Genomic DNA, 14,820 nt, shown 5'->3' with positions numbered 1-14,820 from the left:
ACGATGCGATGCTCATGCAGGGCATCACACAGCTCGACACCCAACCGCAGGCCGCCGGGTTCGGCGCGTACACCGTCGTGGACGTCGAGACCTCCGGCTTACGCCCCCACCAGCACCGCGTGTTGTCGGTGGCGGCACTGACGCTGGACAGTGCCGGGCTGGTGCGCGAAGAGTTCCACACCCTGGTCGATCCCGGCTGCGATCCGGGGCCGGTGCACATCCATGGACTGACCGCCGAGAGTCTGCGCGGCGCACCGGAATTCGCGCACATCAGTAGCCGGCTGTCGGGTCTGCTCGACGGCCGGGTGCTGGTGGCGCACAATGCCCTGTTCGACTATGGATTCCTCGCGCGCGAGTTCGCGCGCACCGGGGCCCGCCTGCCGGTGGGCCGCCGCCTGTGTACCCTGGCGCTCGCGCGCCGCGTCGCGCCACCCACCCCGGACTACAAGCTGGGCACTCTCGCGACCTATTACGGTGTGCCGCAACACAAGGCACACGACGCGCTCGACGATTCCCGCGTGCTGGTCCAGGTGCTGCGGGCCCTGGTCGCCGATGCCGCCCAGCTGGGAATCGGCGCACCCGTACTCGACTGCGGCCCCGACGCCGAACGCGACGAGTGGCAGGCCTGGCCGGTCGAACGTCGCGGCCCGAAACAGCCGTGCGCGTTCACCTATCCGGGCAAACTCACCGGAGACGGTCCCCTGCGGCAGGGCATGAAGATCGCGTTCACCGGCGAGACCCACCTCGAACGCGAGGACCTGGTGGCCCGCGCCGAGGCCGCCGGGCTCGATGTGACGGGCACGGTGAGCGGCCGGACCAGCGCGCTGGTCACCAACGACCCGGGATCGGGCACCGGCAAGGCGCGCAGAGCGGCCGAGCACCGCACACCCGTGCTCGGCGAAGCGCGGTTCCTCGAGCTGCTCACCGCCATCGAGCCAGGTCAGCCCCGTGTGCAGGCGGCGCGTGAGCAGCCGGCGCCCCGGCGCACCACCACCGCCCGCGCGAGGCCACCGTCGGGTCCGTTGTCGGGCCGCCGGGTCCTGGTGCTCGGCGGCACCCACGCGCAGGCCGCCGGTGCCCGTGCCCGGCTCGTCGAGCTGGGCGGTTCGGCCGCGGTCAATCTCTCGGCGACCGTCACCGATCTCCTGGTACTGGCCGGCGCGGAGGCCGATCGCCGGGTGCGCAAGGCGATCGAACTCGGACTGCCGGTCCACGGTCCGGAGCTACTCGCCTCCGGTGAGCCGCCGGAGCACCACCAGCCACCGCGGGTCGGCGCCGAGGATCCCGGGAACTCCGAACCGACGGTGCTGGCCCGCGGGCAGGTGATCGATCTACCGGGCACCGACACCACCTGGACACTGCGTGCCACCTGGAGCCAGGACGGCGCCGAGACGGTGGACCTGGTCGCGTTCCTGGTGGACGGCACCGAAAAGGTCGGTGATTCCATTGATTTCGTGTTCTACAACCAACCCGAGGCTCTCGGTGCGCGACTGTCCGTGGACGGCCCGAACGAGCAGGCGATCACAGTGGCACTCGACGAGCTGCCCGCCCACTGCACGCGGATCGTGTTCGCCGCCGCGCTCGACGGCGCCGATCGCCGTTTCGGTGATGTCGGCGCGATCGAACTGGACGTCGCCGCCGGCCTCGAATCGAGCGGTGCGATCCGCGCGACACTCGACGCGGCGACCGTGGAACGCACCTTGCTGCTCGCCGAGCTCTACCTGCGCGGTGACACCTGGCGACTGCGCGCGGTAGGCCAGGGCTACGAGTCGGATCTCGCGGCCCTGGCCCGGGGTTACGGGGTGGCGGTCGAGGACTGACCGCCACCGGTCACTGCGCGAAGTGTTCGGCGACGAGGTCCTCGGTGAGGCCGTAGTCGGCGAGGGAATAGCGGTGGGTGGGTTTGCGGTCGCCGGTGCGGCTTTCGTTGTCGAGGGCGGTGATGGCGGTGCGGGCCTCCTCGCTCAGGTCGGTGCCGATGGTGCGGTAGATGCCGTCGACGACGCCGAACGGGTCGGTGCGCAGATCGTCGAAGTCGATGTCGAGGAAGATGGCCTCGGGGTGGCGGGCGCGGGCCGCGGTGAACTCGCGCAGACCGCGCGACCACAACTCGAGCTGGGTGCGGCCGATGGTCTCGCCGGTGAACACCGTGGACCAGCCACGGGTGGCGTGCTCGTTGAGACTGCACACCGACGGGATGATGGTCGCCGGATCGCGGTGCGTCTGGATGACGATCGCGTCCGGATAGACCGCGAGCAGCGCGTCCAGGCAGAACAGGTGGCTGGGATTCTTGAGCACCCAGCGCCGGGTGTCGTTCATGCCGATGAGTTGCAGGTTGCGCCGGTGCCGCGCGTAGGCCGGCGTCCAGTCCTGCGTCGCGACCCACTGCGCGTAACCCGGGATGTGGGCCAGGCACGAGTAGGAATGCGACATCAGCGACTGGCGCAGCAGCTGCCAGCACTCCTCGACATCGGCGGCGCTCATGTAGTGCAGGCCCATGAACTCCGGATTCTCCACCTGATGCTGACGCAGACCCGCATCGATCTGCTGATAGGCGGGATTGTCCGGCCAGGACTCGCGCGGCGGACGCGGCTGCGGGAAGTCGGTCAACCACATCTCGAGCCCCTGGTTGGCCGGGTCGGCGGCCAGCAGGCGGTGCAGAGCGGTGGTGCCGGTGCGGGGCAGCCCGGTGACGAAAATCGGCCGGGTGACCGGGGTTTCGGCATACTCCGGGTTGGCCGCCCACGCCGCTTCGCTGAGCGCGCGGGCGATCAGGCTGCCGCGCAGGAAGAAACGCGACATCTTGGAGCCGAGTTCGGTGAAGCCGGCCTCGGTCCGGTACGAGTCGAGCAGCACCTGCAACGCCTCGGTGTAGTCGTCGGCCCCGAAATCGGTGAGGCCGGTGAGTTTGGTCGCTGAAGCGTGCAGGTCGGCTACGGTGCCGACATCGGTGCGCACGGTCATGAGCAGAGATCTCCTGGATCAGTTGTGGTATTCGCCGCAGTTGACATCGAGGGTCTGGCCGGTGATCGCGCTGGCCCAGTCCGAGGCGAGGAACACCACGGCCTTGGCGACTTCGGCGGGTTCGGGCAGCCGTGCGAGATCGGATTTCGCGGCGGTCTGGGCGTAGACCTGCTCGGCGGTGATGCCGTATTTGCCGGCGATCTCACCGAAATACCACTTCAGCTGATCGGTCCAGATATAGCCGGGCAGCACACTGTTGACGCGAACGCCCTTGCTACCGAGCTCGGTGGCCAAGGTCTGCGACATGGCCAGCAGCGCCGCCTTGGTGAGTTTGTAACTGCCGTAGCGTGGTTCGGAATGGCGCAGCACCATCGAATTGATCATCACCACCGAGCCCTTGGCCTCGGCGAGCGCGGGGGTGAACGCCTGGGTCATCCGCAGCCCACCCAGCACTGTCATGTCCAGGCTCGACCGGATCTGCTCGTAATCGGTGCGCTCGAGCGGCTTCATCGACGGCATCGAGAACGCATTGTTCACCAGCGCGTCGACCCGTCCGAAGGTTTCGACGGTCCGGGTCACCAGATTCTGCACCGCGGCCTCGTCGGTGATGTCGGCCGGCACGCACAGCGCGGTGCCACCGATCGCCTCGACCTCGGCGGCCACCTCCAGCAGTCGCGATTCGGTGCGTGCCGCCAGCACCACCGTCGCCCCTGCCGCGGCGGCCTCGAGGCAGATCGAGCGTCCCAGCCCGGGACCGACCCCGGAGACGACGACGACCTTCTTGTCCAGCAATGCCGCGCTCATCCCAGCATCCTTTCCGCGAATGCCCGCTGCCGGGCGCTGATCCGGTCGCGCCAGCCTGCGGCGTCGATCCGGTTGTGGTCGAGATGAGGCAGGTGCCCGGCGACCTCGGTGACGGGTACGAGTTCGACGGTGGGACCGTCGGCCTCGGTCATCGGCCGGTCGGTGCGCTGCCAGCGGAACTGCAGGATGCCGCGGGTGCGGCCGGTGGTCTCGATCCAGTTGGCAACACCGGGATCCTGCTTGCTCACCACCATCCGGATCATGCCGTCCGGATCCACCTGGGCCTGTGCGTGATTGAGGCTGGTCTGATGGTTGACGTAGTCCAGCGAGATGTACCAGAGACTGCCGAGCTGGAAACCCTGATACGGCGCATCGGATTTCGGCACGGTGATCACCAGCGCCTGATCGTCGGCGAGATCGAAATGCCCGACCGAGGAGTACTGGGTGCTCAGCCCGCCGGGGGTGAGCCGGGGCGCGGTGAGGGTGTTCACCGGCAGGTCCAGATAGAACCACTTCGGGAAGTTGAACCAGGTGTGCACCCGGGTCAGCAGCATCTTCGCCGCCGCGCCGTAGCGTTTGCGCAGCCGGGCGAGATCCGGTTCGGCCGGTGCCGTGCCGACGGTGTCGACGCGTTCGATCCGCACCGAGCCCTTGCGTTCGGTCCAGTCGCTGTAGACCTCACGCACCGCGAGCATCGACGCGCCCTCGCCGAGCGCGAAGTAGTCGTCGCCGGCGTCCGGCTTGGCGGGACCGAACCGGATCGCGAAGCTGCCGTCGGCTGCGATCGGGATGCGCCGATCGTCGAAGGCGTCCTCGCCGCCGGGCACCTCGGTGGCGGTGTAATCGCCTTTGAGCACCTGGAAACTCAGGTCGACGGTGCTGCCACGCACTCCGGTCACCAGATACTCGGCGTCCGGCTCGATGTTCGCGTGATAGTAGAGGGTGTCGGGATTGTCCAGGCCCATCTTGGCATAGGGCCCGGTCGAGGACACGAAATAGGGGTGCGAGGTGCCGTGCGCGCCGGACAGCCGCAAGCACGCGGCGATACTGGCCGCGAGATAGTCGTAGCCCTCGGCGAGGTCGAGCTCACTGCGGACGAATTCCGCACCGGCGACGAGCTTTTCGGCCTGGGCGACCGCGGCGAGGAACGGCGCGGTGAGCGGTTCCGCCGCGGCGGTGCTCCCGGCGTCGGTGGCGGTACTGGAGTGGGTCAACGGTCTGCGATTCCTAGCTCTCGGAGGATGTGGGCGGCGATCTCGGCGGGGGAGCCGAGATCAGGGGTGATGACGAGATCGGCGTGGGTGGGCCGTTCGTAGGGCGAGCCGACACCGGTGAAGCCGGGGAGGTCGCCCGCCCTGGCTTTGGCGTAGAGCCCCTTGGGATCTCGCCGTTCGCATTCGGCCAGGGAGGTGTCGACGAACACTTCGTGGAACGGCAGGTCCCGGTCGGCGTGGGTGGTGCGCGCCGCGCCGCGCTGGGTGGCGAACGGGCTGATCACCGACACGATGGCGATCGCCCCCGAATCGGCGAACAGGGCGGCGACTTCGGCGACCCGGCGCACGTTCTCGTCCCGGTCGGCGGGGGAGAAGCCCAGACCGGCATTGAGGCTGTGCCGCAGGTTGTCGCCGTCGAGCAGGTAGGCGGGCCTGCCCGCGGTGACCAGCTGCCGTTCGAGTTCGACGGCGATGGTCGACTTGCCCGACCCGGACAGCCCGGTCAGCCAGACGGTGGCACCGGTGTGGGTGCGGTCGGCGCGGCTCACGGCCGAACGATGCCAGGAGATCTCGGCGCGCGCGGCGGAATCGGTGTGTTCGGCGCCGGTCTCGCGCCCGGTCACGATTCCCGCCGCGACCGTCTGATCGGTGACGGGGTCGATGAGGATGAAACTGCCGGTGCGCCGGTTCTCCCGGTACGGATCGGTGAGCAGGGGCTGCCTGCTGTGCAGGCGCACCCGGGCGATGTCGTTGAGCGCGAGCGTCTCCACGTCCTCCACCCGGTGCAGGGTGTTCACATCGAGCTGATAGTCGATGGCGGTGATCTGGGCGGGCGAGGTCTGGGTGGCGGTGCGGACGAGATAGTCCCCGCCCACCCGCAGCCGGTCGGTCTCGGAGAACCAGCACACCATGGCATCGAGATCGGCGCTGAGATGCGGGCGGTTGCCGGGCCGGGCCAGCAGATCGCCGCGGCCGACGTCGAGATCGTCGTCGAGGGTCACCGACACGGCCATGCCGGTGAACGCCTCGTCGATCTTCGTGCCGCCGGGCCCCCAGATCTCGCGCACGTGCGAGGTGCGGTTACCCGGCAGCACGACCACTTCGTCGCCGGGCTTGAAGATCCCGCCCGCGACGGTGCCCGCGTAGCTGCGGTGGTCCAGGCCCTGCTGGGCCCGGATGACGTACTGGATCGGCAGCCGGGCATCGATGAGATTGCGGTCCGAGGCGATGTGCACGTCCTCGAGGTGGCGCAGCAGCGGCGGCCCCGGATACCAGTCCATGTGCTCGGAGCCCTCGACCACATTGTCGCCGAGCAGTGCTGAGACCGGCACGAAACTCAGGTCGCCGACGGTCAATTTGGCGGCGAAGGTGGCGAATTCGGTCCTGATCTCCTCGAACCGCTCCTGCGACCAGTCGACCAGGTCCATCTTGTTCACGCACACCACCAGGTGCGGCACGCCGAGCAGCGTGGCGAGGAAGGCGTGCCTGCGGGTCTGCTCGGTCACCCCGGCGCGGGCGTCGACCAGGATGAGGGCGAGGTCGGCGGTGGACGCGCCGGTGACCATGTTCCGGGTGTACTGCACATGGCCCGGGGTGTCGGCGATGACGAACTTGCGGCGCGGCGTGGTCACATAGCGGTAGGCCACATCGATGGTGATGCCCTGCTCGCGTTCGGCGCGCAGACCGTCGGTGACCAGCGCCAGATCGGCGCCGTCGCCACCGCGTTCGGTGCTGACCCGTTCGATGGCGGCGAGCTGGTCGTCGAACAGGGACTTGGAGTCGTAGAGCAGCCTGCCGATGAGGGTCGACTTGCCGTCGTCCACGCTGCCCGCGGTGGCCAGGCGCAACAGGTTGCGGCTCATCAGAAGTAGCCCTCTCGTTTGCGGTCTTCCATGCCGGTCTCGGAGATCCGGTCGTCGGCGCGGGTGGCGCCACGCTCGGTGAGCCGGGTGGCCGAGGTCTCGGCGATCACCTTCGCCGGGGTGTCGGCGGTGCTCTCCACGCAGCCGGTGCAGGTGGCGTCGCCGACCGTGCGGAACCGGACCGTGGCCTCGACGGTGTGTTCGCCGGGCCGGGGCGTGAGGAACCTGGTGGCCGACAACAGCATTCCGTCGCGTTCGACGACCTCGCGCCGGTGCGCGTAGTACAGCGCCGGAAGTTCGACGGCTTCGCGGTCGATGTACTCCCAGATGTCGAGCTCGGTCCAGTTCGACAGCGGGAACACCCGGATGTGCTCGCCGGCCTGGTGCCTGCCGTTGTAGAGGTTCCACACCTCGGGCCGCTGCGCGCGCGGATCCCATTCACCGAACCGGTTGCGGAAACTGAAGACTCGTTCCTTGGCGCGTGCCTTCTCCTCGTCGCGGCGGGCGCCGCCGAACACCGCGTCGAAACGGTGCTCGGTGAGCGCGCGCAGCAGCGTGGTGGTCTGCAACGGGTTGCGCGTGCCGCCCGGGCGTTCCACCACCCGCCCCGCGTCGATGTCGTCCTGGACGTGGGCCACCAGCAATCGTGCTCCGGTGCGTTCGGCGGTGCGATCGCGGAACTCGATCACCTCGTCGAAATTGTGCCCGGTGTCCACGTGCAGCAACGGAAACGGCAGCGGCGCGGGCCAGAAGGCCCGGCGCGCCAGGTGCAACAGCACCGCCGAATCCTTACCACCGGAGAACAGCAGCACCGGACGCTCGAAGGTGGCCGCCACCTCCCGGAAGATGTGCACCGATTCGGCCTCCAGGGCCGCCAGGTGCGACAACTCGTACCCTGTCTGCACGTTCCACCTACCTCTACTTGCATTGTCGACTATTCGACGCTATTGTTCGATATTGTGACACCGACGATAAACCGGGCCGAGCGCGCCGGTCAAGAGGTGACCCCGGATCCGGACGTGCCGGGTGCCGTCTCGCCACCGACCCAGCGGGTCGTGAAGGTCATCGAACTGCTGAGCCGGCATGCCGCCGAACGGCTGTCGCTGGCGCGGATCGTGCGCGAAGCGGGACTGTCGCGGGCCACCGCCCACGCGGTGCTCACCCAGCTCACCGCCGACGGCTGGACCGTGCGCGACGAGGACGGCTGCTACGGCATCGGCCTGCGTCTGCTCACCGTCGCCCGGCGCGCCGAGGTGGCCTTCCCGCTGCGGCACACCGCGGGCCCGCATCTGCGCGCACTGGCCGACAGTTCGGGCGTGCCGGTCTTCCTCGCCGAGCGGGACGGGCCGAGCATCGTGGTCACCGAGGTCATCGGCGATCCCTCGGCCGGCTGGGTCAGGGCGGGACGCCGGCTGCCCCTCGCGCCACCGGTCTGTCGCGAGTTCATCGCCTGGGCGCCGGAACCCGAGCGGCAGGCCTGGCTGGCTGTCGCCGACCCCGCCCATCGGGAGCGGCTCACCCGTGTCCTCGCCGAGATCCGGACCCGCGGCTACTCCGTCGAACGGCTCGTCGACGACTCGACGCCCATGCTGGAAGCTCTTGCCGGCCTGCGTGATTCGCCGATCACCGCCGCCCTGCGAGCCCAGCTGGGCTCGGTCATCACCGAGCTGATCACCATCGACTACCTGCCCGACGAACTCGGCGCCGAGAACGCCGTGGTCACCCTGGCCGCCCCGATCCGTGACGAACGCGGCACGGTCGTGGCCTCCGTCGTCGCCTGCCCGGACACCCGGCTGTCGAGCCGCGCGCTCGCCGAGCTCGGCGCGGCCACCATCGCTGCGGCCGAACGCATCTCCGCCGGCACGCCGGCTCCGGAACGGGGTCATCGGCAGTGAAAGCGGGCGCTCGGGGAAACTTCACCGACCATCCGCCATTACCCTGAGTGGGGACCCTGACCCCGACGGGTAGTCGGGCAGGTGATGAGGAGGGACAGGCCGTGGCAGACAACGTCGATCGGTGGTGGGAAGCACCCGGATTCTCGGGGCAACCACCGGAACAGCAACCGGACGCGAATCCGCCCGGCCAGCCCACCCCGCCGCCCGGCGACCAGGGAGCCAACTCGACGATGCTGTACGGCGCGGGCCAGGGACCCCAGCCCACGCCGCCGCCCGCCGGTTCGGGTCAGTTCGCCCAACCTGCCTTCCCGCCGCCCGGCGACCAGGGCGCGAATTCGACCATGGTGTACGGCGCCGGGCAGGCACCGCAGCCGACCCCGCCGCCCGGGGGCTCGGGTCAGTTCGCCCAGCCCGCCATCCCGCAGCCACCGGCCGGTTCCGGTCAGTTCGCCCAGCCGGCGATCCCGCCGCCGCCCGGTGATCAGGGTGCGAATTCGACGATGTTGTACGGCGCGGGTCAGGAACCGCAGCCCACGCCGCCGCCGGCGGGTTCGGGTCAGTTCGCCCAGCCGACGTTCCCACCGCAGGCCGGTTCCGGTCAGTTCGCTCAGCCGGCGATTCCTCAGCCGCCCGGTGATCAAGGCGCGAACTCGACGGTGCTGTACGGCGCCGGGCAGGCACCGCAGCCGGTGGCGCCGCCCGCCGGTTCTGGGCAGTACTCCCAGCCCTCGATTCCGCAGGGCTATGCGGACCCGAATGCCGCTGGGCCGTACGGTAATCCGCAAGCCGGCTACCCGGCACCGGGTGGGTACGGCCAGCAGGCGGGGCAGTTCCCGCCGCAGCAGTACGGCGCACCGCAGGCGGGCTACGGGCAGCAGCCGCCGTACGGGCAGCAGCCCTACGGATACGCCCCGCAGCAGCCGCCCGGCCCGCGCAAGGGCGGGGCCGGGGTGATCTTCGCGGTGCTTGGTGTGGTGGTCGCCTTGGCCATCACGGTCACCGTGGCGGTCCTCATCGGCACCGGTGGTGACGACGACGAGACCACCGTCGCCGCCAGCACCACCGTGAACACGACCGCGCCGCTGTCGGGAACCACCACGGCACCGGTGTCCCCGGGCGCGAAGGGCGTGCTCATCCCCGCCTATCGGGTCGCCTACGACGTGCCGTCGAACTGGTCGGTCGAAGCCGCGTACGACACGATGGGCATCACCGGTCTCAGCGGCACCATCACCGGCCGCGGCAAGGCCACCGAAGGCGAGGACTACTGCCCCGGCTCGGCCTATCGCGGACTCGTCGGCGTCACCGCGATCACCGAGTCCGACCTGGGTGCCGCCGCGACGACCGTCGCGAAAATCGCCGCGGAGGGCGGCTATTCGGACCCGACCGGTGGCACACTCACCGCGCCCACCGCGCTGACGACCGACAGCGGCCTGACCGGCCAGTTCGTCGAGGGCTCCGGCCCGTGGACACCGTCGGTCCCCGGCTGCACGGCCGACGCGTACTCCGTCTACTCCTTCGCCTTCCGCAACGCCGCGGGCACCATGCTGGCGCTCGCCTTGCTCGTGGACCGCAACGCGACCGGCGAACTGCCCGCCGAGCAGGCACGAGAGATGATCAGCACCCTGCGGCTGGTGTAGCGCAGGATCGAGCGCACCGATCGCTACGGCAGCACGGCGATCGGTGCGCTCGTGGTCGCGGGCGCCCTGCGCTAGTCGGTGGCCTTGTCCGGTAACTCGCCGTAGAACTCGCGCAGGGCGGCGGTGACGCCCAGGAAGACCCGGTGGGCTGCGGCCAGGTCGGTGTCGGGCAGTTCGGCCAGTGCCCGGCGGGTGCGTGCGCTGAGGGGGCCGAAGAATCCGGCCGCGACCGACATTCCGTGATCGGTGTAGCCGAGGTGGACCCGGCGGCGGTCCGTGTCGTCGGGTACCCGTTCGAGGTGCCCGGATTCGATCATCCGCTCGACCAGGTAGGTGACGGCCGGCGCGGAGACGCCCATGAGCTTGCTCAGCTGGCCCGCGGTCACCGGCGCGCCTTCGGCGTCGGCTGTCGCGACGTGCATGAGGGCGCGGAAGTCGTTCGGGCGCAGTCTGTTCGAGCGCGCGAAGACGTGCCCGATCTGTTCGGAGATCGCGGTGAGCGCGCGCAGATCCTTGGCGATCTCGGTTTCCAGCCCTGTCCGGTCGAGGGCCGGATCGGTGTGCGCGTTGTCCTCGTCCACGCGGTGTCTCCTCTCGGTCCGGCTGCGAGCTTAACCCCTTCGCGGGGGTCGGCATTGCCGGTTAATTAAGTTTCTGAAATAGTTTGGTCCGTGATGCGAGTGAGCGAGGGACAGGGTTGGGACCGGTTCGCCCGGTTGGTCACCGGCAGGCGATCGTGGGCGCTGCTGCTGGCGATGCTGGCGGTCGCCGTGGCCGTGATGGGGCTGGCGGGCAGCAACGACAGTGCGGGCCAGGCGCCGGTATCGCTGCCCTCGTCGGCGGAATCCGCGCGGGCGGCCGCCGCGGTGGCGGACTTCCCGGACGCGGGCGAAGCCGCCGCGATCCTGGTGGCGACCCGCACCGACGACGGCACCTTGACCGCACCGGATCTGGCGGCGGTGCACGCCGCGCTGCTGCGGGCCGGAGTGGCCGCCACCGAGGTCGTCCCGGCACCTGACGGCCGCGCCGCCATCGCCCAGATCCCGGTATCGGCCGACCTCAACGGCTTCGCGCTCACCGACCGGATCGGTGAACTGCGCGCCGCCGTCACCACCGATCTGCCGGACCCACTGCGCGCGCAGGTGACCGGCGGCCCGGCCTTCGGCGCCGATATCGCCGACTCGTTCTCCGGGGCGAACGCGCTGCTGCTGATCGTGACCGCGCTGGTGGTGATGGCATTGCTGATCCTCACCTACCGTTCGCCGATCCTGTGGCTGGTCCCGCTGCTCGTCGTCGGCCTCGCCGACCGCGTCGCCACCAGCGTCGGGACCGCGCTGGCCCAGCTCACCGGACTCACCTTCGACGGCTCCACCTCCGGCATCACCAGCGTGCTGGTCTTCGGCGCCGGCACGAACTACGCGCTGCTGCTGGTCTCGCGCTACCGCGACGAACTGCACCGGCACACCGACCACCGTGCCGCGCTGCGCGCCGCGGTGCGCCATGCCGCGCCCGCCATCGTGGCCAGCAATGTCACCGTCGTGCTTGCCCTGCTGACCTTGCTGCTGGCCGCGCTGCCCAACACCCGCAGCCTGGGCGCGTTCGCCGCGGCGGGCCTGGTCGTCGCGCTGGTCTTCGTGCTGTGCGCGCTGCCGCCCGCGCTGGCGTTGTGCGGGCGCGGGGTCTTCTGGCCGTTCGTGCCCGCCGCGGACGGCAGCGACCCGGCCGAACAGGGCCTCTGGGCCGCCGTCGCGGCACGGGTGGTGCGCCGCCCCGCCCTGGTCGCCGGTGCTGCGTCGGCGGTCCTGCTGGTCTTCGCGACCGGCCTGGCGACTACCGAGATCGGCCTCTCGCAAACCGACCAGTTCCGGGTCGAGGCCGAATCGGTCGACGGATTGCGGACCATGGCCGAGCACTTCCCGTCCGGCGCCGCCGACCCCGCCGTGGTGATCGCGCGCACCGCCACCGCCACCGAGATCCAGGCCGGACTCGAGAAGGTGGACGGTGTTTCGCGAGCCACCGAGACCGGAACCTCCGACCTCGGCACCACCCGGTGGTCGGTCGTGCTGAACGCGGAGCCGGGCTCGGCGGAGGCGTTCACCACCATCGAGGCGATCCGGGACGCGGTGGGCGCTGTTCCCGGCGCCGAGGCGCTCGTCGGTGGTTCCGATGCCGAGGCGCTCGATATCCGTGATGCCGCCCGCCGCGACCAGGCACTGGTCATCCCGTTGATCCTGGCGGTCGTCCTGCTCGTGCTGCTCGTGCTGTTGCGGGCCGTCCCGGCGGCGCTGCTGCTGGTCGGGGCGACGGTGCTCAGCGCGCTGGCGGCGCTCGGCGCGGGCAGCTGGATCAGCGACGCGGTTTTCGGCTTCCCGGCGCTGGACACCAATGTCCCGCTGTTCGGCTTCCTGTTCCTGGTCGCGCTCGGCGTGGACTACACGATCTTCCTGGTGACCAGGGCGCGCGAGGAAGCGGCCGGGCGTGGCACCACCCAGGGCATGGTCCGCGCGGTCGCCTCCACCGGCGCGGTGATCACCAGCGCCGGGGCGGTCCTGGCCGCGGTGTTCTGTGTCCTCGGCGTGCTGCCGCTGATCACGCTCACCCAACTGGGCATCGTCGTCGGCATCGGCATCCTGCTCGACACCTTCGTGGTCCGCACCCTGGTGGTGCCCGCACTGTTCGAACTCCTCGGCGACAAGATCTGGTGGCCGGCGAAACCCGCGACAACCGAAGCGGCGCAACCGGAGACGCCGGTCGCGGTATAGGGGTCGCCGTAGCACTCGCCGAAGAGCAACGGAGAGGGCGACGCCGCAGCTCAGCGTCGGCGGTCGGCACCCGGACCGTTTGTGGCGCTGCGGCCGGCGTATCCGTACAGGAAGGTGTGCACGCCGGTTGCCACGGACTCGTCGATCGACGGTTCGGGTGTGGCGGTCGCCTCGCTGTGCTGTGCCGTGGTGATCAGCGCGATGTAGTGCTGTGCGGCGAGGGCGGGGTTCTCCAGGTCCAGCATGCCGCGCTCGCCCAGCCGGGCCAGACGGTCGGCGAGTGCGCGTTGCACTCGTCGCGGGCCGGCTTCGAGCCAGGCGGCGACGAGGTCGGCCGGGAAGTCCTCGCCCCTGGCGTGAATCCGCCCGACGATCGCCTCGTGCTCGGCGAAGGCGGGATCCGGCCGACCCCACTCGGTGGCCAGCTCGGTCAATGCCGTTTCCAGATTCTCGGCCGTGACGTCGTCGTGGAGGTACCGCCCGATCATCGCCTCGTGCGCGGCAGCCACCTGCTCGGAGCTTTCGGTCAACGCGACGGCGAAGAGCTGTTCCTTGTTGGCGAAGTGGTTGTAGATCGTGCGCGTGGACACCTCGGCCTCGGCGGCGATCATGTCGATGCTCGCGCCCAGGTAGCCCACTCGCCCGAACACCCTCCGTGCGCCCGCCAGGATGGCTTCTCGCTTGCCGAGTGAGCCTTTGCGTGGCCGTCCGAGCCGCTGAGCGGTGCTGTCCATCAGTCCTCCTAGTTGAGTACAACGACCACTTTACAAGATGCAATGCACGTTGTACTTTACTTCCATGTTCATCGCATATGTGGTTCTCGCAATCCTGCTCTCGATCGTTCTCGTGGTCTCCGGTCGCGCCAAGCTCGTCGAGGACGAGGAGATCACCTCGACCATGACGCGGCTCGGCGTGCCGCTGACCTGGCTGCCCGCCCTCGCCGTGCTCGAATTCGCCGGCGCCCTGGGTCTGTTGGCCGGCATCGTCTACCGGACGTTCGGCATTGCCGCCGGAATCGGTGTGGTGCTGTACTTCGTCGGCGCGGTGCTGTCGCACGTGCGCGCCAAAGACATTGCGGGCAGCCCGGTTCCGCTGGTGTTGACCTTGGCCGCGGCGGCGCCGGTGGTCCTCGGCGTCATCACCGTGTGAGGCCTGGCAGCAGAGGTTCTCCACAGAACTCGTCGGACACCGGGATTAGCATGCGACGCATGGACATCAAACTCGAGAACATCGGCATCGCTGTTCACGACCTCGAAGCGACGATCGCGTTCTTCACCGACCTCGGCCTCACTGTCCTCGGCCGTGACACCGTCAGCGGCGAGTGGACAGACACCGCGGTCGGCCTGGACGGCAACCACACCAAGATCGCGATGCTCCAGACGCCGGACGGGCACGGCCGGCTCGAGCTCTTCGAGTACATCCATCCCGAAGCGATCGAGACCGAGCCCACCCTGCCCAACGAGATCGGCATGCACCGCATCGCGTTCTCGGTCGACGACCTCGACGAGGCTCTCACGATTGCCGCCCGGCACGGCTGCCATCCGCTGCGTGGCGTCGCGACCTATGCCGACATCTACAAGCTCACCTACCTCCGTGGTCCCAGCGGCATCCTGGTCATGCTCGCCGAGGAGCTGAAGAAGAATTAGTCCGATGCGGGCCAGGCGCGCGCGGCGAATATCCAC

General features: G+C 69.6%; 13 protein-coding genes. 6 read left to right on the top strand and 7 right to left on the bottom strand.

Going from position 1 to position 14,820, the window contains the following annotated elements:
* Positions 1-14 precede the first annotated feature (14 nt).
* On the top strand, positions 15-1,820 hold the full coding sequence (locus ACFXK0_RS07630; RefSeq protein WP_379409083.1) for an exonuclease domain-containing protein: 1,806 nt from the start codon (positions 15-17) through the stop codon (positions 1,818-1,820).
* Positions 1,821-1,830: 10 nt separating this feature from the next.
* On the opposite strand, the gene ACFXK0_RS07625 is transcribed toward ACFXK0_RS07630, so the two are convergent.
* From ACFXK0_RS07625 to cysD, 5 genes are read right to left on the bottom strand one after another with little or no spacing between them, the layout of a single operon-like run.
* Positions 1,831-2,964 carry a sulfotransferase family protein gene (locus tag ACFXK0_RS07625; protein WP_379409082.1) on the bottom strand — a complete coding sequence of 378 codons (1,134 nt, stop codon included), beginning with the start codon at positions 2,962-2,964 and terminating at the stop codon, positions 1,831-1,833.
* Positions 2,965-2,982: 18 nt separating this feature from the next.
* On the bottom strand, positions 2,983-3,768 hold the full coding sequence (locus ACFXK0_RS07620; protein WP_379409080.1) for an SDR family oxidoreductase: 786 nt from the start codon (positions 3,766-3,768) through the stop codon (positions 2,983-2,985).
* Positions 3,765-4,982: a hypothetical protein gene (locus tag ACFXK0_RS07615; protein ID WP_379409079.1), complete on the bottom strand. Its 1,218-nt coding sequence runs from the start codon at positions 4,980-4,982 to the stop codon at positions 3,765-3,767. The genes ACFXK0_RS07620 and ACFXK0_RS07615 overlap by 4 nt, the downstream gene beginning before the upstream one ends.
* Positions 4,979-6,844: an adenylyl-sulfate kinase gene (gene cysC / locus ACFXK0_RS07610; RefSeq protein WP_379409077.1), complete on the bottom strand. Its 1,866-nt coding sequence runs from the start codon at positions 6,842-6,844 to the stop codon at positions 4,979-4,981. The genes ACFXK0_RS07615 and cysC overlap by 4 nt, the downstream gene beginning before the upstream one ends.
* Complete coding sequence (cysD, locus tag ACFXK0_RS07605) at positions 6,844-7,749, bottom strand: sulfate adenylyltransferase subunit CysD (RefSeq protein ID WP_379409076.1); 906 nt, start codon at positions 7,747-7,749, stop codon at positions 6,844-6,846. The genes cysC and cysD overlap by 1 nt, the downstream gene beginning before the upstream one ends.
* 54 nt (positions 7,750-7,803) lie before the next feature.
* Between cysD and ACFXK0_RS07600 the strand changes: the two genes are divergently transcribed.
* Positions 7,804-8,739, top strand: coding sequence for an IclR family transcriptional regulator (locus ACFXK0_RS07600; protein WP_379409074.1), 936 nt, complete (start codon positions 7,804-7,806; stop codon positions 8,737-8,739).
* A gap of 101 nt (positions 8,740-8,840) precedes the next feature.
* Positions 8,841-10,376, top strand: coding sequence for a hypothetical protein (locus tag ACFXK0_RS07595; protein WP_379409073.1), 1,536 nt, complete (start codon positions 8,841-8,843; stop codon positions 10,374-10,376).
* 71 nt (positions 10,377-10,447) lie between these two features.
* On the opposite strand, the gene ACFXK0_RS07590 is transcribed toward ACFXK0_RS07595, so the two are convergent.
* Complete coding sequence (locus tag ACFXK0_RS07590) at positions 10,448-10,957, bottom strand: MarR family winged helix-turn-helix transcriptional regulator (protein WP_379409072.1); 510 nt, start codon at positions 10,955-10,957, stop codon at positions 10,448-10,450.
* 93 nt (positions 10,958-11,050) lie between these two features.
* Between ACFXK0_RS07590 and ACFXK0_RS07585 the strand changes: the two genes are divergently transcribed.
* Positions 11,051-13,138: an MMPL family transporter gene (locus ACFXK0_RS07585; protein WP_379409184.1), complete on the top strand. Its 2,088-nt coding sequence runs from the start codon at positions 11,051-11,053 to the stop codon at positions 13,136-13,138.
* A gap of 50 nt (positions 13,139-13,188) precedes the next feature.
* On the opposite strand, the gene ACFXK0_RS07580 is transcribed toward ACFXK0_RS07585, so the two are convergent.
* The gene (locus ACFXK0_RS07580) at positions 13,189-13,872 is read right to left on the bottom strand and encodes a TetR/AcrR family transcriptional regulator (protein ID WP_379409071.1); all 684 of its coding nucleotides are present in this window, start codon (positions 13,870-13,872) and stop codon (positions 13,189-13,191) included.
* A 64-nt stretch (positions 13,873-13,936) separates the two neighbouring features.
* Between ACFXK0_RS07580 and ACFXK0_RS07575 the strand changes: the two genes are divergently transcribed.
* A complete protein-coding gene (locus tag ACFXK0_RS07575; protein WP_379409070.1) occupies positions 13,937-14,287 on the top strand; it encodes a DoxX family protein in 351 nt (116 codons plus the stop codon).
* Positions 14,288-14,346: 59 nt separating this feature from the next.
* Entirely contained in the window at positions 14,347-14,784 is a 438-nt protein-coding gene (locus ACFXK0_RS07570; protein ID WP_379409069.1) for a VOC family protein, read from the top strand.
* Positions 14,785-14,820 lie beyond the last annotated feature (36 nt).

The sequence above is a fragment of the Nocardia sp. NPDC059177 genome (assembly GCF_042755165.1).
Taxonomy (GTDB): Bacteria; Actinomycetota; Actinomycetes; order Mycobacteriales; family Mycobacteriaceae; genus Nocardia.
This window is presented reverse-complemented; position numbering and strand designations above follow the sequence as displayed.

Coding starts and splice junctions, on each gene's coding strand:
- ACFXK0_RS07575 (WP_379409070.1), top strand. CDS start 13,937: ATGTTCATCGCATATGTGGTTCTCGCAATCCTGCTCTCGATCGTTCTC.
- ACFXK0_RS07570 (WP_379409069.1), top strand. CDS start 14,347: ATGGACATCAAACTCGAGAACATCGGCATCGCTGTTCACGACCTCGAA.
- cysC (WP_379409077.1), bottom strand. CDS start 6,844: ATGAGCCGCAACCTGTTGCGCCTGGCCACCGCGGGCAGCGTGGACGAC.
- ACFXK0_RS07580 (WP_379409071.1), bottom strand. CDS start 13,872: ATGGACAGCACCGCTCAGCGGCTCGGACGGCCACGCAAAGGCTCACTC.
- ACFXK0_RS07630 (WP_379409083.1), top strand. CDS start 15: ATGCAGGGCATCACACAGCTCGACACCCAACCGCAGGCCGCCGGGTTC.
- ACFXK0_RS07620 (WP_379409080.1), bottom strand. CDS start 3,768: ATGAGCGCGGCATTGCTGGACAAGAAGGTCGTCGTCGTCTCCGGGGTC.
- ACFXK0_RS07625 (WP_379409082.1), bottom strand. CDS start 2,964: ATGACCGTGCGCACCGATGTCGGCACCGTAGCCGACCTGCACGCTTCA.
- ACFXK0_RS07585 (WP_379409184.1), top strand. CDS start 11,051: ATGCGAGTGAGCGAGGGACAGGGTTGGGACCGGTTCGCCCGGTTGGTC.